The organism is Parapedobacter sp. ISTM3 (assembly GCF_016533505.1).
Lineage (GTDB): Bacteria > Bacteroidota > Bacteroidia > Sphingobacteriales > Sphingobacteriaceae > Parapedobacter > Parapedobacter luteus.
In genome coordinates this window covers 120962-140884 of the sequence record NZ_JAENGN010000013.1, presented here as the reverse complement: position 1 = coordinate 140884, position 19923 = coordinate 120962, and the positions used below count along the sequence as shown (strand labels likewise).

13 protein-coding genes are annotated in these 19923 nt (G+C 48.5%); all 13 read right to left on the bottom strand.

The genetic code is table 11. The features are described 5' to 3' along the window. Nucleotides 1-7: 7 nt before the first annotated feature. The 13 genes from JHJ32_RS16735 to JHJ32_RS16675 all read right to left on the bottom strand — a co-directional run bounded on the left by JHJ32_RS16735 (nucleotide 8) and on the right by JHJ32_RS16675 (nucleotide 19755). Complete coding sequence (locus JHJ32_RS16735; protein ID WP_200121718.1) at nucleotides 8-1804, bottom strand: ABC transporter ATP-binding protein; 1797 nt, start codon at nucleotides 1802-1804, stop codon at nucleotides 8-10. Between the two features lie 112 nt (nucleotides 1805-1916). Further along, on the bottom strand, nucleotides 1917-3014 hold the full coding sequence (gene gmd / locus JHJ32_RS16730) for a GDP-mannose 4,6-dehydratase (protein WP_079718762.1): 1098 nt from the start codon (nucleotides 3012-3014) through the stop codon (nucleotides 1917-1919). Between the two features lie 35 nt (nucleotides 3015-3049). Further along, nucleotides 3050-3988, bottom strand: coding sequence for a GDP-L-fucose synthase (locus JHJ32_RS16725; RefSeq protein WP_200121717.1), 939 nt, complete (start codon nucleotides 3986-3988; stop codon nucleotides 3050-3052). A 118-nt stretch (nucleotides 3989-4106) separates the two neighbouring features. Beyond that, entirely contained in the window at nucleotides 4107-6473 is a 2367-nt protein-coding gene (locus JHJ32_RS16720) for a tyrosine-protein kinase (RefSeq protein WP_200121716.1), read from the bottom strand. 18 nt (nucleotides 6474-6491) lie between these two features. Further along, nucleotides 6492-7283 (bottom strand): polysaccharide biosynthesis/export family protein, encoded by a 792-nt coding sequence (locus JHJ32_RS16715; RefSeq protein WP_200121715.1) that lies wholly within the window; start codon nucleotides 7281-7283, stop codon nucleotides 6492-6494. Further along, a complete protein-coding gene (locus tag JHJ32_RS16710; protein WP_079718735.1) occupies nucleotides 7277-8017 on the bottom strand; it encodes a tyrosine-protein phosphatase in 741 nt (246 codons plus the stop codon). The genes JHJ32_RS16715 and JHJ32_RS16710 overlap by 7 nt, the downstream gene beginning before the upstream one ends. 59 nt (nucleotides 8018-8076) lie before the next feature. Next, nucleotides 8077-9471: an undecaprenyl-phosphate glucose phosphotransferase gene (locus JHJ32_RS16705; RefSeq protein ID WP_200121714.1), complete on the bottom strand. Its 1395-nt coding sequence runs from the start codon at nucleotides 9469-9471 to the stop codon at nucleotides 8077-8079. 155 nt (nucleotides 9472-9626) lie between these two features. Then, on the bottom strand, nucleotides 9627-11756 hold the full coding sequence (locus JHJ32_RS16700) for a right-handed parallel beta-helix repeat-containing protein (protein ID WP_200121713.1): 2130 nt from the start codon (nucleotides 11754-11756) through the stop codon (nucleotides 9627-9629). Next, the gene (locus tag JHJ32_RS16695) at nucleotides 11750-12490 is read right to left on the bottom strand and encodes a tyrosine-protein phosphatase (protein ID WP_200121712.1); all 741 of its coding nucleotides are present in this window, start codon (nucleotides 12488-12490) and stop codon (nucleotides 11750-11752) included. Before JHJ32_RS16695 ends, JHJ32_RS16700 begins: the two co-directional genes overlap by 7 nt. A 26-nt stretch (nucleotides 12491-12516) precedes the next feature. Next, nucleotides 12517-13911: an undecaprenyl-phosphate glucose phosphotransferase gene (locus tag JHJ32_RS16690; RefSeq protein WP_200121711.1), complete on the bottom strand. Its 1395-nt coding sequence runs from the start codon at nucleotides 13909-13911 to the stop codon at nucleotides 12517-12519. A gap of 242 nt (nucleotides 13912-14153) precedes the next feature. Further along, nucleotides 14154-15800: a hypothetical protein gene (locus tag JHJ32_RS16685; protein WP_200121710.1), complete on the bottom strand. Its 1647-nt coding sequence runs from the start codon at nucleotides 15798-15800 to the stop codon at nucleotides 14154-14156. A gap of 33 nt (nucleotides 15801-15833) precedes the next feature. Continuing rightward, the gene (locus JHJ32_RS16680; RefSeq protein ID WP_079718249.1) at nucleotides 15834-16550 is read right to left on the bottom strand and encodes a hypothetical protein; all 717 of its coding nucleotides are present in this window, start codon (nucleotides 16548-16550) and stop codon (nucleotides 15834-15836) included. 463 nt (nucleotides 16551-17013) lie between these two features. After that, nucleotides 17014-19755 (bottom strand): DNA gyrase/topoisomerase IV subunit A, encoded by a 2742-nt coding sequence (locus JHJ32_RS16675; protein ID WP_079718248.1) that lies wholly within the window; start codon nucleotides 19753-19755, stop codon nucleotides 17014-17016. Between the last annotated feature and the right edge of the window lie 168 nt (nucleotides 19756-19923).

Here is a 19923-nt window from a genome sequence, read left to right as displayed (position 1 = left end):
TAGCGCTTTAATGTATGTTTTGCAATGATGCCATTCGGTAAAATCGGCTTGAATTTTTTATTAATTCTTCGAACCTACCCTGTCCGCTTATTTTGCCGTCTTCCAGCAAATAGATTCTGTCGGCATGCTTGATTGTTGACAAGCGATGAGCAATAATTATCATTGTGTAAGCACCCTTTAACTGATTGATGCTTTCTTGAACAAAGCCTTCTGTCTCGGAGTCCAGCGCTGAGGTCGCTTCATCCATAATTAATAACTCCACGTCCTTGTACAGCTCTCGGGCAATCGAAATGCGTTGTTTTTGTCCGCCTGAAATCAGCATGCCATTGTCGCCCAGTAGCGTGTCCTCTTTTTGCCCCATGTTGTTAACGGTATCCTTCAATGCCACTTTTTCTATCACCTCCCAAAACCGGGCAACGTTCTCGGTTGTGGGAGGCGCCCAAAAAGTGACATTATTGAATACACTATCGTTAAAAATGATCGGCTCTTGCGTGATGTAGCCTATTTGTGCTCTGTATGAATCAATATTGTAAGCATAAGGCGAATGACCATCCACTAAGAGTTGGCCTTTTGTGGGGGCCATCAAAGCACATATGATATTGACCAAAGTGGATTTTCCAGATCCGCTTTCCCCAACAAGAGCAATTGTTTCGTTTCTCTGTATGTTTAAGTCGACTCCTTTCAGCACGAGTTTTTCGCCATAAGCAAAATAGAGCTCCCTCAGGGTAATCTGTGAACGAAATTTAGGTATTGGCGTTGCGGCTTCTTGTTCTTGGAATTGCTGCATCGAAGTTGAAAGATCAGAGACAGCTTGTAATCCTCCCACATTTTGCATAAAGCTTTGCCAAGTGTTTTGCAATAACACTAATCCATTTAATGCACGATAGAAAAGTAATAGACTGAGTAGGATAGAGCCCAGGCTTGCTCCCAGATAGTTCGTTTGTACCAGTATGACGATCGCAACAATAAAAATGATTATGGGTTCTCGGGTGCTAGCCGTTATGGCTTGATTTTTTCCTATTTTTCGGTTTAACTTTTCTACTTCATTGATTACATCTTGGAGCTTTACCGCATACAACTTAAAATGATCGGTTGCTTTCAAATACTTGAAATGATGTATGCATTGGATCATAAAGTTGTTAAATAGATTCCCTCGACGGGAAATCTCAATCGATGATGTTTTAACAGATTCGATAATCCTACGATAAATGAAACTTGATAAAAAGCCACCTAACATGATAAATAAAGCAAACTGCCAGTTGGCTAAAAAAGCTAACACCACATAGGCGACTAAAACGATGGCCGCTTTAGTTGCAGCTAAGAATTGGATCATAGCTTGCAGGTTCTTTCCCACCTCCGCCGTGATCGCATTTTGGATCTTTCCTGCGTCTAATGTAAGGAAGCCTCGATAACTTAATTGTCCCAATTGTTTAATCTGGCCTAAACGTAGCTTGACCATGTACTTCTGCCTTAAATCGACCTGTTCCATGCTTAACCAATAGTTAAGTGCACCTTTTGCCGAGAAAATAATCACCATTAAACTCAATACACTGAAGAGGTTGACAGGAACGCCTAAATTTTCAAATCCGTTTAGGATAAAACGTAGCCCGCCCATGCTTTCGCCGGTTGCGACACCGGAGGAATCATTAACGAATTGAAGTAACGGTATAAACAATGCCAAGCCGACACCGTCAAGAAGGCCTAATGTCGTGGCTAATAGGATGTTAAAAACGAGCTTGTTGCCCATCGACTTGTAGAAGAAGGAAAAGTAGCCCAACGGTGTATGTTTCAAGCCTGATTTCATTTAAAAAACTTAGTCGGTAGATGTCAATGAAAAACGCTGTCTATACCACAAGATAAAAATAGGAACGCTATGGAAGCGAACAGCACTTGATTTCTATAAAAATAGAGTCGTGCTACCCTATTAAATGTTCCCATTGCGTTTTGTCATCTTTCCTGAATATGGTCAGGTCAGAAGCAACCATCTCCTTACACAATCCTGAAAGATCATATTCGGGTTGCCATCCAAGTTTGGTTTTCGCCTTGGTAGGATCGCCGATTAGTAAATCCACTTCAGTGGGGCGGAAATAGGCAGGGTCGACATTCACGACTTCCTGACCAACTTTTAGTGAAAACTCTGTACCCGCTATCGATTTAATAAATCCTTTTTCATTAACGCCTTCGCCCCTGAACTCAATTTCAGCGCCAACCTCGGCAAACGCCATTTTTACAAAGTCACGCACAGGTGTAGTGATGCCGGTAGCAATAACATAGTCTTCTGGCTGCTCCTGTTGTAATATCAGCCACATGGCGCGTACATAGTCCTTCGCGTGGCCCCAATCCCGACGGGCATCTAAGTTTCCCAAATACATTTTTTGCTGAAGGCCCAAGGCGATAGCCGCCACGGCGCGTGTAATCTTACGAGTAACGAACGTTTCGCCGCGCAGCGGGCTTTCGTGATTGAACAGGATGCCGTTGCAAGCATAGAGGTTGTAGGCCTCCCGGTAATTGACCGTGATCCAATAAGCATAGAGCTTGGCTACAGCATAGGGGCTGCGTGGGTAGAATGGTGTTTTCTCGCTTTGAGGCACTTCCTGGACCAGCCCGTACAGTTCCGAGGTGGAGGCTTGATAGATACGTGTTTTCTTTTCCAATCCTAATATCCGGACGGCTTCCAGTAGCCGAAGTGTGCCGATGCCGTCCGCATTGGCTGTATATTCTGGTGTATCAAAACTCACCTTCACGTGGCTCATAGCCGCGAGATTGTAGATCTCGTCAGGCTGTGTCTCCTGGATGATACGAATCAAATTCGTACTATCGGTCATGTCACCGTAGTGCAGCTTGAACCGGACATTTTCGTCATGCGGGTCTTGATACAAGTGGTCGATACGGTTGGTGTTGATGAGCGAGGAACGACGCTTTACGCCGTGTACGATATATCCTTTTTCAAGCAATAACTCGGCGAGATAAGCACCGTCCTGGCCATTGACACCCGTGATGAGAGCTGTTTTCATTGTTTTCATTATGTGTTACGATTTGCGGCACGTCCTTACCGCATTGCAAATTCATTTTTTAAAAAATCCTGATAGGCCAACGAGATACCCGTTTTTAGGTCGGTTTTATGCTTCCACCCAAGGTTATGAAGCTTGGTTACATCCATAAGCTTGCGGGGCGTACCGTCGGGTTTGGTTGTATCAAAAACCAATGTGCCTTCATAACCTACAACTTCCTTAATGAGCTCGGCTAACTCCCGAATAGCAAGGTCTTCGCCGGTGCCGATATTGACTAGTTCTCGTCCACTGTATGTATTCATGAGGTGTACACAGGCTTCAGCTACATCATCGGCATACAAAAATTCCCGCCGGGGAGTGCCGCTACCCCAAATGGTTACGCTGGGCTGCCCGGTTTCTTTCGCTTCATGGAAGCGGCGGATGAGGGCCGGCAACACGTGGGAATTTTCCGGATGATAGTTGTCTCCGATACCATACAGATTCGTTGGCATTGCACTGATAAAATCACAGCCATATTGGTCGCGATAAGCCTCACACAATTTAACGCCAGCAATTTTGGCGATTGCATAGGGCTCATTCGTCGACTCCAACGGCCCTGTGAGGAGGTATTCTTCTTTAAGGGGTTGGGGAGCCAGCTTCGGGTAGATGCAACTGCTGCCAAGGAATAACAGTTTTTTAACGCCATATCGATAAGCTGCATGGATGATATTTGCCTCCATAATGAGATTTTCGTAAAGAAAGTCGGCTCGATAGGTGTTGTTGGCCAAGATACCGCCTACCTTGGCCGCGGCGAGAAATACATATTCTGGGCGTTCAGTGGCAAAAAAATCATCCACAGCTTGTTGATTGCGCAGATCGAGTTCGACGGATGTACGGTAAACCAGCTTGGTATAGCCCGTTTTCTCCAGGTGTCGTTTAATGGCACCGCCGACCATACCCCGGTGGCCTGCGATGTAAATGTTGCTGGTTGCTTTCATATTACAGAGCAATTGTAGTTGCTGCTTACTGGTTTCGAGAACCATATTTGTTGCTTTTTAAGTTCAAACATCCCCTGCCTGTTGATAGATGGCCTGAGATTCTGCCTATCTTTTTTATTTAACTTCTTGTCCAAAATTTCCACCACGGCCTGTCTTTTCGTCCGTTGTCGTAATAGCCATATCCATGACCATACCCGTATCCGTATCCATAGCGTCCTCCTCGTGTCCCAACGTCGTTAATTAAAATCGCCAGGTTTTTCATCTTACCGCTGCGGTACAAATCTTCCGTAATTTGCAACTGGTTTTTAAAGGTGCGGCCTTGGCGAACCACGTAAATGGATAGGTCTGCATGATGGCTGAGTAACTGGGCATCGGTGACAAGCCCGATAGGTGGCGTATCGATAATAATAAAGTCAAACGATGCGCGCAGGGCAGTCATCAATTCCCCAAGGCGTTCACTAAGGAGGGTTTCCGCCGGGTTAGGGGGTATTGGGCCCGACCCAATGAGGAACAGATTTTTGTGTGCGCCTGAAGGTGCGACGATGTCCATAGGGGCAAGTGTCGGATCAATAACATAGTTGGTGAATCCGATTTGATTAGAAAAATCGAGTTTAGCCGAAAGGTTAGGTTTGCGCAAGTCCATCTCCATCACCACTACGCGTTTACCGGATAATGCAAAAACCATCGCCATGTTGAGCGCTACAAAAGACTTGCCCTCACCGCTCATGCTGGAGGTAAGGAGTATGGCCTTGGCATCCGGATCCTTTAGGTAAAAGGTAAGATTCGTACGTAGTGCCCGGAATTGCTCTGCAATAGCTGTACGCGAGCTGGGAGTAACGACAAGTGTCTCCTTGGTGCTGCTATGCGCGATTTCGCCGATGATGGATACTTGTGTCTGCTTTGAAATGTCCTCCCGGCTTTCAATGCGGGTGTTAGTAAGATCAAGGATATAGATGGTCGCAAAAGGAATGGCGAGGCCTATGAGAATACCGGTAAGTAAGACCATATTACGTTTAGGGCTAAAGGGGGCCCCTGCCGCTTTGGGTGGGTCAATTACCCGGCTGTTGGAAATGGTCGCTGTTTTACTGATAGCCGTTTCTTCCCGCCGTTGTAAAAGAAAGATGTAGAGCTGTTGCCTGATTTGCTGTTGTCTGGCTAGATTCAAATAGGTGCGTTCAATGGCGGGAACTTCCCGTACTTGACGGTCGAGCTGGCCGGTTTTCTGTCGCAGGTTGTTTCGTGTAATGATTAGTCGACTACGCGTATTGTTGAGGTTGGCCAGCATATCCTGTCGCAGTGTATTGAGTTGCTGATTGAGGTTGATAACCGCGGGGTTGTCTGGTGTGGCACTTAATAGCCGTTTGTCGCGTTCCAGTAATAAGCTGTTGTAACGCGTAACTTGTCCGCCAAATACAGCGTCGTCTGGTATAATGGCGTTAGGCAGGACACGCTCATTGGCCCCGTTTGTCAAAATTGCAGAAACGGTATCCAGGATATCGAGTTGAACTTCCAGCTCGGTCAACTGCTTGACATATTCGTTGGAGTTTTGCAGTAGCATTTGGGATTGCGCAGACATATCGGCCAGTTGGCGGTTTTGCCTGAACTCTTGAATATTGCCTTCTACATCCCCTAGCTCCTGACCAACATAAAGCAATCGATTTTCAATAAACGCAATGGTACTGTCTGCTATCGTATTCCGATCTTGCAGGTTGTTGTCCATGTATTGCTGGATGATGGCATTTAGAATTTCCTCCCCCTTGCGTTTTAAAGGATAGCTGAATCCAAGATTAATAATAGATACCTGCTTATTGCTAATGGCCACAGACAATCGTCCCATATATTCACCTACTTTACCGTCAAAGGAAGTAATTGTGAGCTTATATGGACCCGCTACCTTGCCGTTCTCCGGTTGTTGTGAAAGCAATACCTCGCCGACACCCGGCAAGTTTGTTGTTTCTCCATAGGCGATATCAACCGAAAAGTTACCACCCTCTTGTTGGATCCGTACCTGGCGATCACTGATAGCTTCCAACAAAAAGGTGCCGCCACGCACGGAATCGGGGCCTAATAACGTCATTTGAAAAGGAGGGCGATGTATTTCGATGTCACGCACGCGGCCTGGATGGAAGTAGTTTACTTGCGCATTCAGCTTCCGCACAACCTGTTGCATGAGGTAACGTGTTTTGAACACTTCGGCCTCATTGTCCACAGAATTGCTTCCGCCGAATGGACTATTGATGTTACTGCCGCCAAAGGCACCTTGGCCTATCACGCTGCCGCCTTGTTGGTTGGTCACTAACACGCGCGCACTGATGCGGTAAATCGGCGTGCTGTACCGGAGATGGGTATTGGCGACAACAAACCCGATGATACCACACAGAACAAACCAATACCAATTGCTAAGTAGCTTCCTTGTCAAATCAAAAATCCCTTGACGGTTGTTGGTACCTTGGGATTCGAACACATCATCTTGCCAATCCTTCATGGGATTATAAGTAGTTGCTTAAAAAAATCTAACAATTAAAAGTGATATAACGGATACGACAGATGCTGCGATGGCAACGGCTTGTCTTGTGGTGTTATTAAGCGCGGCAAGCCGCCCTTTCCCGGGTTCGACATAAATGACGTCATTTTGTTTGAGGTAAAAATACGGAGAGTTGAATGATTCGTAACTCATAAGATTTAGGCGTACAAATTCTTTCTGTCCTTCATTGTCACGGATAAGCAGTATGTTGTCCCGTTTTCCGTAGATCGTCAGATCGCCTGCCATCCCCAAGGCATCGAGTAACGTTATTTTTTCGCTAGGCACCGTGTAGGTAGCTGGCCTATTGACTTCGCCTATGACCGTAACCTTAAAATTCGCAAACCGTACTTGTACGGTAGGTTCCTTGAAGTATTTGGAAGCGGCTTCAGTAACCTGTTTGCGGACTTCTGAAGTCGTCAGCCCCCCAACACTAAACGTGCCCAGCATGGGCATGGTGATTCGCCCATCTTTGTCTACCAAGTAACCAGCCGGTGCCGTGCTGGAGGTGCGCTCCGCATTGGCGCTTGCATCGGCAATACCACCCGAGAGTTGCCCAGCGGCCATGGCCAAGCCACCATCGACGGTCTGGATGGTGACGTGCAGGATATCATCGACTTGGACGATGGGCTCCTGATAATCCGGCAGCTTTACCCTCGGGTTATCGGTAGGAACATCGCCGAAATAGACCAGGTCTTTGCGGGATATGCAGGAACTGAGCCCTGCCAGTAAACAGAAATACAATAAACCAATCTTCAACCTATGTTTCACCATATTGCGAATAGTTCTAAATTTTTGATGGGATTCTTTTTAAATAAGCCATGTGCATCGCCGCTGAGTACAAACTTTTCAATGGCGGCGAGGTGTTTGCGGTGATGCAGGTCGGTACCAACCAAATCAATCATGCCTCGTTTGAGCAAATATTGGGCCGCTCGTTGGATTTGGCTGTTGTAATAACCAGTTGGCGAAAGCAGGTTCATCTGAAACAAACAGCCGAGTTCTTTGAATTGCTCGTAACGCTCGGGCCGTTGATGGTAAAAAGGGTAGCGCTCCGGATGGGCAAAGATAATTTTATATCCCTCTGCTTGTAAATCGACAATATATTGGTCTATCTGGGGATTCTCGACCACGTAGGACATCTCAATAAGTAAATAGTTATCCGGTAGGGTTAGCAAGAAATGCGGCGGCCACATCGTTCCGAAAATGTCATCTATCATGTATTCGGCTGCTGCTTCCATGGCAACGTCTGGAGGCAATACTGGCTTCAGTTGGTCGAGCGCTGCGTTGATCGTGGCCCGCGTGTTGGGGTAAAGATCGTTAAGGACGTGTGGTGTAGCGTAAAATTGCGATAAGCCCAAGGCCTGCAGACGCTTGATATAACCCACGGATGTGGCGGCATCGGGGCTGCCATCATCAATGCCGGGCAGGAGGTGCGAGTGGATATCCACGCCCATCCAACCGAGACCGGTATCGTTTTTAGCCTTATTTAAGAATGTGAATACCCCCATAAACAGGATACGTATTTATTGAACGGTATGCGGAAGTGTCCAAAAGGAGACTCCGTAAATTAATGTGCGTTTTCTTCGCCGACCAGTATATTGATGACGGTAAGGTAAATTATCCGTACGTCAAGCATAGTGGTCCAGTTTTCAAGGTACCAGATGTCGTGCGCCACGCGGCGTTCCATCATGGCGGGGTTGGTGGTCTCTCCCCGGTAGCCGTTGACCTGGGCCCACCCGGTAATGCCCGGTTTGAGAAACTGCCGTAGCATGTACTTGTCAATCAGTGCGCTGTACTGCTCGGTGTGTTTAATCATATGTGGCCGTGGGCCCACCACACTCATGTGGCCGAGCCACACGTTGAAAAACTGCGGCAGTTCGTCCAGGCTGGTGCGGCGCAGGAAAGCCCCGATACGGGTGATGCGGCTATCGCCGCGTGTGGCTTGCTTGCTATCGCTTTCGGCATTGACACGCATACTCCGGAATTTGTAGCACCAGAACGGCTTATTGTCACGTCCGCTGCGCAGTTGCTTGAACAGCACCGGCCCCGGGCTTTCCAACTTGATGAGAAGCCCGATTAGCGGATAAAGCCAGCTGAGGATAAAGACGATGACCAGGGAGCTAAACAGCAGGTCAAAGAGGCGTTTTTTGAATCGGGCTTCGACCTCGTATGCCGGCTCATGCCGGATGCTCACCACCGGTACGGAGCCCAACAGGCTCACTTCATAGGGCAGGCTATCCTCCCGTTTTAAGTCGGGGACGAGCTTGACCCGCAGACACAGCCGCTCGGCTTCTTCCAGCAGCGCTGTGGCTTGTGCAATGCGGTGGGGCGAGAGTGAAACATATACCTCTTGAATACCTAACGCGACCGCACGCTTAAATTGGGTAAGGGCAGCTGGCAAGATATCGCCGCGATCATTGATAAGCTGTGCATCGCTCTCGGCAAGGTAGCCTTCAAAACGGAATAGCTTTTCATGGGCCCAAAAATAACGGGCCAGCCGGCGTCCACCGTCATTTTTGCCCATAATGGCCACGGTCTTGCGGATATGGAAATACCGGATAAGCATGCCCTGGAAATAGGTGCCAATAAGGCGGCTGATGACCAGCGACAGCATGAAGCTCAGGTGGAAGACGGTCAGGAACAAGGCAGTATGGGTAGCCCCGGTATCGGCAAGCAGTAGGTAAATCCCGAACAGACCAGCGTGGATAATGGCGCTGCGCCAGGTAGCCCGGTAGATGCAGTCCAAACTGATCACGGTGTTGTTGCCATACATCTTGAAAACACCGGTGGAAAACAACCATAGCAGATTGGCAATTGGTAAATAAAACCGGAAGACCACCGATTCATTGAGAAAGTAATGGTGCTCAGTGAACATACAGGCCAATATAAAAGCGCCATTGAGTAATAAAAAGTCGGAAAAGGCCAATACAAACTTAAGGAGATAAATGTAGCGTGTTTGCATGTCTTTTTGGATGATAATGTAAACTGTCGAACGAAATCGTTGCTGATTGCGTTGTGAAGTTACAAATAATAGTTAATTTTTAATGGGATTGACAAAAAAAATAACATTAACTTTTAAAAATGTATCAAATGTTGTGCCTAATTGTTGAATTTTTGTTAAAAATAAGCAAAGAATTCATCATTTTTTCGCACATATTGCTCAAATTGATCTGTCATTTGTTTACTGAACTGGGCTTTGGATATCCAACTGGGCTCGCCATATACGCCGGATTGCGTATAATCGAACCATTCGAAGCCTATTCTTCTCGCCACTTGCGCGCTTTTCAAATGAAAATTGCCCTGCTTCGGATCGCTAAACATTGGGTCAGCTATTACCGAACTTCTGTCTTGCCCTCGAGCATTCCATGCCGCAAAATCCATACCGTGATATGCGTTCTCAAGCGAGCTGATCCCCCAATAACAATTTCGATCGAAGGTAGTGACTGCTTTTAGGCCTTCATCGGAATGCCATGTGCTGTTGAATACAAATCCACTATCTACATACACAATGTTGCCGGTAAACGTAAATGATCGATGATCCTCGGCTTTGCCTAACTGAAGCTGTGATTCGATATTCAATGCGAAAATGTTATTCCGAATCGTGTTATCTCGTCCATAATGGTGCATATATCCTGCATTGCTGCATCGATATACCAAATTGTTTTCAATCAGGATATGGGAGGTTCCTTCATCCGTATAAATACCCCAACCGCCATAGTCAAAAGCAAATACATGATGGATGACGTTGTTGGCGATTACAGTCCCTTCGGAAGGTCCCAACGTATAGATTCCTCCCATGTCGCTCAGTTCGGCCCATCCCAGATGATGGATATGGTTGTGCACAATCTGATTGCGTTTGGCGGGGCTCTCGCCATATCCCCAAGTCCAACCTACGGATATGCCGGAATATCGAAAATCTGCTATATCGTTATGGCTGATCTTATTGTCGCTGGCATGGAAAATAGCAATGCCTACGCCATCAGCATACGTGTATCCGCCATGTTGAATAATGTTGTTATCTACTGTTATGTGGCGAACAAGTTCCACCGTATCTGCCGGTAAGTTGGTTGTGCCTATTTTGATGCCGCCTGCACCGAGGTCGTGGAAATGGCATTGCGATACGACATTCTTGTGGCTGCCCGCTTTGAACCACAGGGCATAAGTTGCGGTATTAGATATTTCACAGTTTGTGAACGTAATGTTGTTGGCATGTTCTACTGTGATCGCGGCGTCTACTGCATTCGCTGCCTGCCCGAGGGGTATGCCTTCTTTGGGGGTATGAGAGCCGCTTACGCTGAATATAAGGCTTTTGAATATCAGATGTTTGACGGGATTTTGCTTTTCGCCCTGAATGATAATAAACTTATCTATCGTCGGAACTACTGCCTCGGTGTGTGTTACCGATTCCCCTGGCATCGGTATGTAATAAAGGTAGCCGTCATTCGCCAGAAACCACTCCCCCGGTGCGTCCAATGCATGTGGATGATTTTCGATGTAAAACCGCGTTTTGCTATCCATTGTATTCCAAGATGGCATCTCTTTTCCGATGACATGGATATTTCCATGGGGATCTGCATAATGAACAAACTCCTTGGCTATTGTCCACTTCTGGTGGAATACGGCTAATGCACCGTCCACCGTGTCATTGAGCAGTTGTTTTATGGTATTTTGAGCGGATGGGCTTGGCACAATACGCTTATTTACAAATAAGCCTGCCTGGCTGCGCCCGGAAAACGCTATTTGCTTTACGCTGTCTACCTTGAAAAAATACCCCTCGTTTGGAGTTCTTGCCCGTACGCGCCGTTGTCCGTTGATGTATAGTTGCTCGAACCGCAAACCAAGCTGTGTGACCTGGGGAATATGTACCCGCCAAAGCGTGGGCGAAATTGCTTCGAAACGATCGAGTTTAATGCCTCCGTGTAATCGGGGCTTACTTGTTTCATCGGCAGCGGTATAGATAACAGGAGCATCAATCGTCCCACCATCGGTTGGCGTAACTACCAATGGGTTGGATAAATAGTACGTTCCTGGCAGCATATGCACATAAATGGTGTCTTTTTTGCTGTTTTGTACGCTGATTTGCCTAATGCGATACTGAGCACCTGCCAATGACGCCAATGGTTTAGCATATGTTCCCGGATTTCCGTCATCGCCGTGCGGTGCAACATAGAGCTTCTCGGCAGACAACGTGACTTGCGCGGCACCAATTAAATATAAAAACAAGGCAATACCCGGATGTTTCACCATATTGCGAATAGTTCTAAATTTTTGATGGGATTCTTTTTGAATAAACCATGAGCGTCGCCGCTGAGTACGAATTTTTCTATCGCGGCAAGGTGCTTCAAGTGATGCAGGTCAGTGCCGACCAAATCAATCATACCACGCTTGAGCAGGTGCTGAGCGGCTTTCTGAACCTGCGCGTTGTAGTACCCTGTAGGTGAAAGCAGGTTCATTTGAAATAAGCAACCGAGCTCCTTGAGCCGCTGGTAACGTTCGGGGCGCTGGTGGTAAAAAAGATACCGTTCGGGATGAGCCAGGATAACCTTGTAACCCTTCACCTGTAAGTCAAAAATATGGCGATCAATCTGTGGGTTTTCAACCATATAAGACATTTCAATAAGCAGGTGATCATCGGGCAATGTAAGTAAATAGCTTCGTGACCATGTGGCCCCGAATGTATCGTCTACCATGTACTCAGCAGCGATCTCCATAGCGACGTCCTCCGGAAGGGACGGCTTCAGTTGGTCAAGTGCGGCACGGATGGTTGCGAGCGTATTGGGATAGACATCGTTGAAGATGTGTGGTGTCGCGTAAAACTGCGATAAACCCAAGGTTTGCAGGCGTTCAACGTAGCCCACAGAGGTCGCGACATCGGGGCTGCCATCATCAATGCCGGGCAGGAGGTGCGAGTGGATATCCACACCCATCCAACCGAGGCTAGTGTCATTTTTTGTCTTATTCAGGAATGTGAATACCCCCATAAACAGGATACGTATCGTTGATTGAATTAATGTGCGTTTTCTTCGCCGACCAGTATATTGATGACGGTAAGAAAGATAATCCGTACGTCAAGCATAGTGGTCCAATTTTCAAGGTACCAGATGTCGTGCGCCACGCGGCGTTCCATCATGGCGGGGTTGGTGGTCTCTCCCCGGTAGCCGTTGACCTGGGCCCACCCGGTAATGCCCGGTTTGAGAAACTGCCGTAGCATGTACTTGTCAATCAGTGCGCTGTACTGCTCGGTGTGTTTAATCATATGTGGCCGTGGGCCCACCACACTCATGTGGCCGAGCCACACGTTGAAAAACTGCGGCAGTTCGTCCAGGCTGGTGCGGCGCAGGAAAGCCCCGATACGGGTGATGCGGCTATCGCCGCGTGTGGCTTGCTTGCTATCGCTTTCGGCATTGACACGCATACTCCGGAATTTGTAGCACCAGAACGGCTTATTGTCACGTCCGCTGCGCAGTTGCTTGAACAGCACCGGCCCCGGGCTTTCCAACTTGATGAGAAGCCCGATTAGCGGATAAAGCCAGCTGAGGATAAAGACGATGACCAGGGAGCTAAACAGCAGGTCAAAGAGGCGTTTTTTGAATCGGGCTTCGACCTCGTATGCCGGCTCATGCCGGATGCTCACCACCGGTACGGAGCCCAACAGGCTCACTTCATAGGGCAGGCTATCCTCCCGTTTTAAGTCGGGGACGAGCTTGACCCGCAGACACAGCCGCTCGGCTTCTTCCAGCAGTGTTGCGGCTTGAGCGATGCGTTGGGGGGGAAGCGAGATGTAGACTTCTTGAATACCCAAGGCTACCGCGCGCGCGAACTGTGTTCGAGCGGTTGGCATCACTTCTCCGCGGTCGTTGATAAGCTGTGCATCGCTCTCGGCAAGGTAGCCTTCGAAATCAAACAATTTTTCATGCGCACGGAAATATCTTGCCAATTGGCGTCCGCCGTCATTTTTGCCCATAATGGCCACGGTCTTGCGGATATGGAAATACCGGATAAGCATGCCCTGGAAATAGGTGCCGACGAGGCGGCTAATGACAAGTAGCACCATGAAGCCCAGATGGAAGACGGTCAGGAAAACGGCGGTATGGGTGGCCCCGGTATCGGCAAGCAGTAGGTAAATCCCGAACAGACCAGCGTGGATAATGGCGCTGCGCCACGTAGCACGATAGATATTGTCCAGGCTGACGACTGTACCACTGCCATACATCCTGAACACCCCGCTCGAAAATAGCCACAGCAGATTGGCGATGGGGAGGTAAAACCGGAAAACCACCGATTCGTTGAGAAAGTAGTGATGCTCGGTGAGCATACAGGCCACCATAAAGGCGCCATTTAGTAATAAAAAGTCGGAAAAGGCCAATACAAACTTCAAGAGATAAATATAACGCGTTTGCATGTCTTTTAAATAAATTTGTAAGGTAGAGAACGAAAATCGTGGCGATTACATTGCGAATTTACGAATAATAACTGTTTTTCGCTTAGAACGCCTAAAATATTGTTATCAATCATTGAAAATATATCAAATGCTATGCCTAATTGCTGGTTGTTTGTTAAAAACGGATGAATCATGCGTTATTTTTATGTCAATTCCCGCTGGCAATTGCCAGCGGGAGAGTAATTTATGGTTTCTTAAAAAAATTATTGCGTAGGTAGCAGCTCATCGCATTTCTGCGTGAGGATAGCCAAGTTGGTTGCGCCCGCATGTTCGCCGATGATATCACCCGGCGCGGTGCCTACCGTACCGCTATTGTCTTCATGGACTACATGGTCTCCCACGATTTTGACCTGATCTCCCCAAATGGCTTTAAAGTCATACCGTACAGTCTCCGGTGTCAGCAGCGTGGTGGAGATAAAGCCATTGACGACGACACCGAGAAATTTAAATTCTTGCGAACCTGTACCGCGCTCGCGGTAATAGAGGTAAAAAGTAGGCAGTACATCCACGACTTCGGTTTGGCCGGGACAGCGCACATAGAGTTGAAGCGTAACTCGCGGGTCATTCACGGTCGATGGGTCGGCCAGCGTGATGCTCGTGGTGCCACCGCAGGTACTATTGAGCATTTCTTCGCCGAGTATGGCTTCTCTGTCGTCTTTGATGCGGATGGATACGCCCGCCGTGGGCAGGTAGGTGAGCTGTACGCTGTTGTACGTGGCATTGACAGATGCGACAAACCGGCGCACAACCTTACCTGCCATCACGGCTTCAATGGTAAGCGGGTAAGTAATGCCGGCCTCAAACCACGATGCGTTGAGTGTAATATTGGCTGGCTGCGGGCAGCCCGGTGCAAAGTTGCCGCTCATAAACCATGTCAGGTGGTCGGTCTCATAGCTGGCAAAAAGCAGTTCGTCCGTCTGTGTAACGACGGTTTCTTGCTCGTAGGTCCACCGGAAGTCAGCTGCGGTATGGCTATATACCGAAAGGGCGTCGCCCGCTTGCACTTGGGTATTGGTGCCAAGATTGTAAAAGCCGTCGTCTATTTGCTGGGCGATCTCAATGGGCTGGCTAAAATAGCTGACCGGAGCGCCATCTACAAAAAAGTTGATGTTGGTGAGTGCTGCGGGGTTGAATGCGCCGCCCACGGGGCTGTTATTGCCGTTTGTGTAGACGTTGGAAGTTGCTAAGCTCCCACCGGGAATAATGTCTAAGGAGGTCTCTTTGTCCGTGTCGGTATTGACGATAAGGCCGGAGAGCGTGTTGCCGGTGATGATATTACCGTCGGCATCCAAGAATTGGGTGCCGGCCCGCAGCGTGATGCGGGTGGTTTGTTCGGATGTCTCGCTTAAAGGCGTGGTGAGCATAAGGGTTTCGCCAATGCGGCCGTCAACCAGACTCACTGTCGGACGGTATACCGCCACGCCCGGCGGCGCATCGCTTAGTCGCAGTACGCTCACGGCATTAAGACTAGACCGCAGCTCGCTGGTAATGATGACGGGAATGACCTGGGTAAGGTAATCTTCGCCGCTTAATTCTACATAAAATGTGACGGGGTTGTCTTCAGTGGGTTCATGTTGCGGGTGCACGCCCAAACCAAGCAGACCATCGCGAAGCTGGAATTGCCGGCGTCCTTCAAGGTTGTAAATGTATTCAGCATCAGGGCCGCTGAGAGTCACAGACACGTTGTTTACCGCATTGCCTTGGCCATCGGTGATTTGAAGCACGGTGGTGTATTCCAAAATGGCCGAACTGACGACGACTCGGATGTCTTTCAACGGATGCTGGCAACTTTGGATACAGAGCAAAACGGTCCAACCGAGGCTATATAGAAGGTATTTTGTAGGTTTCATAGGAAATGGATTATCGAATGGATTGACTAATCGTTAGCGGATGAAGAAATTGTAATTGAGCCCAAACTGGATGTTGGGCAGGTAACGGTAGTTACGCACGTTGCGTTCGATGATGGGACCGTTGGCCTCGTTGCCCTGCAATAGTTCGGTAGCCACGATGTCAACCCGCGGGCTGGAAAGCCGATAGGCGCCCGCTGTGAGGTTGAACGAAAACCGATCGTCAATGCGGATATTGCCGAAGGCGATGCCGGCGTATGGCGCGACGGTCTTTGCCCAGCTGACCGTGGTGGTCATCAACCCTACATCCACTGGACGTACGATAATATCGCCATAGGAGTAGTTTTCATTCAACTCAGTATGGATGGTGCCCTTGGCCTGAAAGAAATAGCCGCCACCAAGCTGGATAGTGAAGTGGCGGAAGCCGTTTTGCGCGCGGTAAAAGGGTGCCCAGCCAAATAGCAGATGGGCATTATGCAGCCGGGCCCTGGCTTTTGAACGCGTCTCATGATCGCCGTAATGCGCGATGATCTGGGTGTCAAACGGCATGAGATTGACACCGAGCTGTACGCCAAATGGATTGCCGAGGGGACGATAGATAGCAAGCCCCAAGCCTGCACTGCTCAACAAAGGGCCAAACGACCATTGGTAGGCTGGATTTTCACGGATGACATTGAAAGGGTTCTGGTCTTGGGCATGGGCTGATAGCAGGCCTATCAGGCCTGCAATGAGCAACGTAATCTTTTTTTTCATAGGTCAGCATTAAATGGAAAGATGAGTTAAGGTATGTTGGTTTTTTTATTTGTTATTTTCATGGGTTCTCCATTGCTTTCGCGGTCGATAAGGCATGAATCGATAGATTCAGGCAGAACTACACTTACATTTACCCCTAAAAGGGTGATTTGTTTGAAAAATTTGAACCTTTTGATTTCGAGAAACAAAGCGAGTTGGCGGGCTGCGGTGAGGAGCCGGGAACTGTACACGAGATCATGCCGTCATAGGCAAAACAAGTGCATTGGGGCTGCGGATGATAATAATGGTTCATAAGTTGATGTAATAATTACGCTAAATTAGTTAATTCCAACTAACGTGTCACCGTAATCTTCTTGCACGGGGGCAAAGGTACATATTTTTTTGAAACAATGGATACCAATCCGGGACCCATGTTCAAAAACACCTTTATCGAGATATGCGCCTTCCTGACGGTGGATTCCCTTTAAAATAGCCCCATTTGGCCGTTATCATCAATTTGGATGTCATCCGGATTGGTGATCTCAAAATCTACAGGTGGTTTTGCGTCCTGTGGCGTGTCTGCTGTCGCTGGACTTGCCGTTGTTTCCGGATTTGCCGGAGATGGGGTGGTGGTAGCAGCGGCAGCTATGGATGCAGTATGTGGCGGTGCCTCCATGGATGGTGATGGGGCCTCCGGTATCTCTTCCGTGAGTAAGGTGACGTGCTGGACGTCATGGGGTGTAAGGCGGTTGCCCTGTGCTTTCATGCCCTTGACGTCGATGATGGCAGTGAGGTCTTGCTCAATGGTGTCGGCAGTTTGCGATTTGCCTTTAAGTACATCCACCCGCACAACGGGTGCAGCGGCGGCGGTGATAAGCACAAGCTTGGAGCCCGGTTCATCATTGATAATGGATGTACGTTTGCCGATCGGCGTGTCTTCAAACAGAAAACGCTTGACGTAGCATACGCCCGATTTGCCATCGCGGTGAACAACGCTGTACACCTGCTGCGGGTTGTATTTTTCGATGCGGACCAGCTTGTCGTCAAAATGGTTGCTAAGGTCGAAGCTGGTCAGTTCATAGGTGCCATCGGCCATGACCGTTAGGATTTTATCATCGCCATCAAATTCTCCCAGGTAGGTGCCGCGACCGTCGGCATTGAGTCGTTTGAGTACATCATCAAACCAAATTTTGCGGCCGGAAAGCGTAGATACTCCTTTGCTTTTGAGGTTAACCTTCTTGATGGGATACTTGGTGACGATGTTACCCTGTGAGCCGCGACCCTTGATAGCTACCTCGGCAAAATCCAAGTCAAACTGGAGCTTGCGAAGCTTGGAATGTGGCTTGAGTTGGATATTGACCACCTCCGCCTCCCCATTTGGATTAGCTGTAAAATACAATACCTTGGAGCCTTTCTCGCCCTTGGTAAGATCGTATTCCTTATCGCGCGTGACGCCTACGACCGAAAAGCGCTTGACGTAGGATATCCCGGACTTGCCGTCACGGTAGATGAGGTTGTATACGGTACGGTCATCCCCCTTTTTAAATACGGCTACGTGGATGATGTCCTTCCCGACGAACACCTTGTCCTGTATTTTGGTCACTAAACATTTTCCATCGGATCGGAAGATGATAATGTCGTCTAAATCAGAACAATCCGTGACATATTCATCTTTACGCATCCCCGTGCCGATAAAGCCTTCAGTGCGGTTGACATAAAGCTTGGCATTCGCCAACGCTACTTGCGCGGCCTCTACACGATCAAACGCCCGAAGCTCGGTGCGGCGCTCCCGGCCTTTGCCATATTTTTCTTTAAGCCGTTCAAACCAGGCAATCGCATAATCAGTGAGGTGGCGCAGGTGATGGCGCACCTTTTTGATTTCTTCTTCAAGGGCAGCCATCTGTTCATCCGCCTTCTTAACGTCAAAGCGGGTAATACTGCTCATTGGTTTTTCGATTAGCTTTTTGTAATCTTCAGGCAGTATCTCGCGGTAAAATTGGTCGAAAAAGGGCGTAAAAAGATGGGTAAGCACCTGTACGACGGTGTCGAAGTCTCCGGCGTTTTCGTAGTCAGGGTGTTTGTACATCCCTTCTTGGATAAAAATCTTGAGCAGGCTGCTGAAAAAAATCTTTTCCTGCAACTCGCTGAGGCGGATTTCAAGTTCCTGCTTGAGCAGACGCTTGGTTTGCTGAGTGTTTTCGATGAGCACATCGTTGACGCTCATGAAATGGGGCTTGTCGTCCCGGATGACACACGTATTGGGTGAAATGGATACTTCGCAGGCAGTAAAGGCATAAAGCGCATCAATGGTAACATCGGGCGAAATGCCAGGGGCCAGGTGGATAATGATTTCGACGTTTTGCGCTGTATTGTCTTCGATTTTCTTGATTTTGATCTTGCCTTTTTCATTGGCTGCAACTACACTGTCGATGAGGCCGCCAGTGGTGGTGCCATAGGGGATTTCAGTGATAGCGAGTGTTTTTTTGTCGCGCTCCTCAATCTTGGCGCGCACGCGTATTTTGCCGCCCCGTTGCCCTTCGTTGTATGCCGAGCAGTCCGCTAACCCGCCGGTGGGAAAATCTGGCAATAGATTTGGCCGTCCGCCTCGCAATACTTCGATGGAACTGTCGATAAGTTCGATGAAGTTGTGCGGCATAATCTTGGTGGCGAGGCCTACGGCGATACCTTCGGCCCCTTGCGCCAAAAGCAGCGGAAACTTGACTGGCAGTGTAACGGGCTCGCGGTTGCGGCCGTCGTAGCTGAGTTGCCATTCCGTAGTGTCCGGATTGAAGACCACTTCGTTGGCAAACTTGGACAGGCGACCTTCGATATAACGGGGCGCCGCGGCTGAATCGCCCGTGACGGGGTCACCCCAGTTGCCCTGGCAATCAATAAGCAGGTTTTTCTGGCCCAGTTGCACCATGGCATCGCCAATAGAGGCATCCCCATGTGGATGGTATTTCATGGTATTGCCAATCACATTGGCGGCCTTGTTGAACCGCCCGTCGTCCATCTCCTTCAACGAATGCAGAATACGGCGTTGTACGGGCTTAAAACCATCGTTGATGTGCGGTACAGCGCGATCGAGAATGACGTACGATGCGTAATCGAGAAACCAGTTTTCATACAAGCCCGATAACGGTATGGTCTGGCTGCCACCTGGTTGATTGTCTTCAGAAGTACTTCCTTGGTTTTCTTCGGGTGTCGGATTCGTTTCGTCGCTCATTTAAACCTGTTGCTTGTTTCGCGGTGTAAACTTAGATAAATTGCTTTTTATATGCAATATCATCGCATTATATATAAAAGCACTTCGTCGGTCTCCCCGCTGCCACTGAGAACGTTAAAGGCGAAAAAATACCACTTTGTGTTAACCGCTTTCGGAAGAATAAGTTAC

What these genes read in the sequence shown, in the direction of transcription:
- JHJ32_RS16675 (WP_079718248.1), bottom strand. Translation starts at nt 19,755, where the DNA reads ATGAGCGACGAAACGAATCCGACACCCGAAGAAAACCAAGGAAGTACT.
- JHJ32_RS16705 (WP_200121714.1), bottom strand. Translation starts at nt 9,471, where the DNA reads ATGCAAACACGCTACATTTATCTCCTTAAGTTTGTATTGGCCTTTTCC.
- JHJ32_RS16690 (WP_200121711.1), bottom strand. Translation starts at nt 13,911, where the DNA reads ATGCAAACGCGTTATATTTATCTCTTGAAGTTTGTATTGGCCTTTTCC.
- JHJ32_RS16715 (WP_200121715.1), bottom strand. Translation starts at nt 7,283, where the DNA reads ATGGTGAAACATAGGTTGAAGATTGGTTTATTGTATTTCTGTTTACTG.
- JHJ32_RS16680 (WP_079718249.1), bottom strand. Translation starts at nt 16,550, where the DNA reads ATGAAAAAAAAGATTACGTTGCTCATTGCAGGCCTGATAGGCCTGCTA.
- JHJ32_RS16735 (WP_200121718.1), bottom strand. Translation starts at nt 1,804, where the DNA reads ATGAAATCAGGCTTGAAACATACACCGTTGGGCTACTTTTCCTTCTTC.
- JHJ32_RS16700 (WP_200121713.1), bottom strand. Translation starts at nt 11,756, where the DNA reads ATGGTGAAACATCCGGGTATTGCCTTGTTTTTATATTTAATTGGTGCC.
- JHJ32_RS16685 (WP_200121710.1), bottom strand. Translation starts at nt 15,800, where the DNA reads ATGAAACCTACAAAATACCTTCTATATAGCCTCGGTTGGACCGTTTTG.
- JHJ32_RS16720 (WP_200121716.1), bottom strand. Translation starts at nt 6,473, where the DNA reads ATGAAGGATTGGCAAGATGATGTGTTCGAATCCCAAGGTACCAACAAC.
- JHJ32_RS16710 (WP_079718735.1), bottom strand. Translation starts at nt 8,017, where the DNA reads ATGGGGGTATTCACATTCTTAAATAAGGCTAAAAACGATACCGGTCTC.
- JHJ32_RS16695 (WP_200121712.1), bottom strand. Translation starts at nt 12,490, where the DNA reads ATGGGGGTATTCACATTCCTGAATAAGACAAAAAATGACACTAGCCTC.
- gmd (WP_079718762.1), bottom strand. Translation starts at nt 3,014, where the DNA reads ATGAAAACAGCTCTCATCACGGGTGTCAATGGCCAGGACGGTGCTTAT.
- JHJ32_RS16725 (WP_200121717.1), bottom strand. Translation starts at nt 3,988, where the DNA reads ATGAAAGCAACCAGCAACATTTACATCGCAGGCCACCGGGGTATGGTC.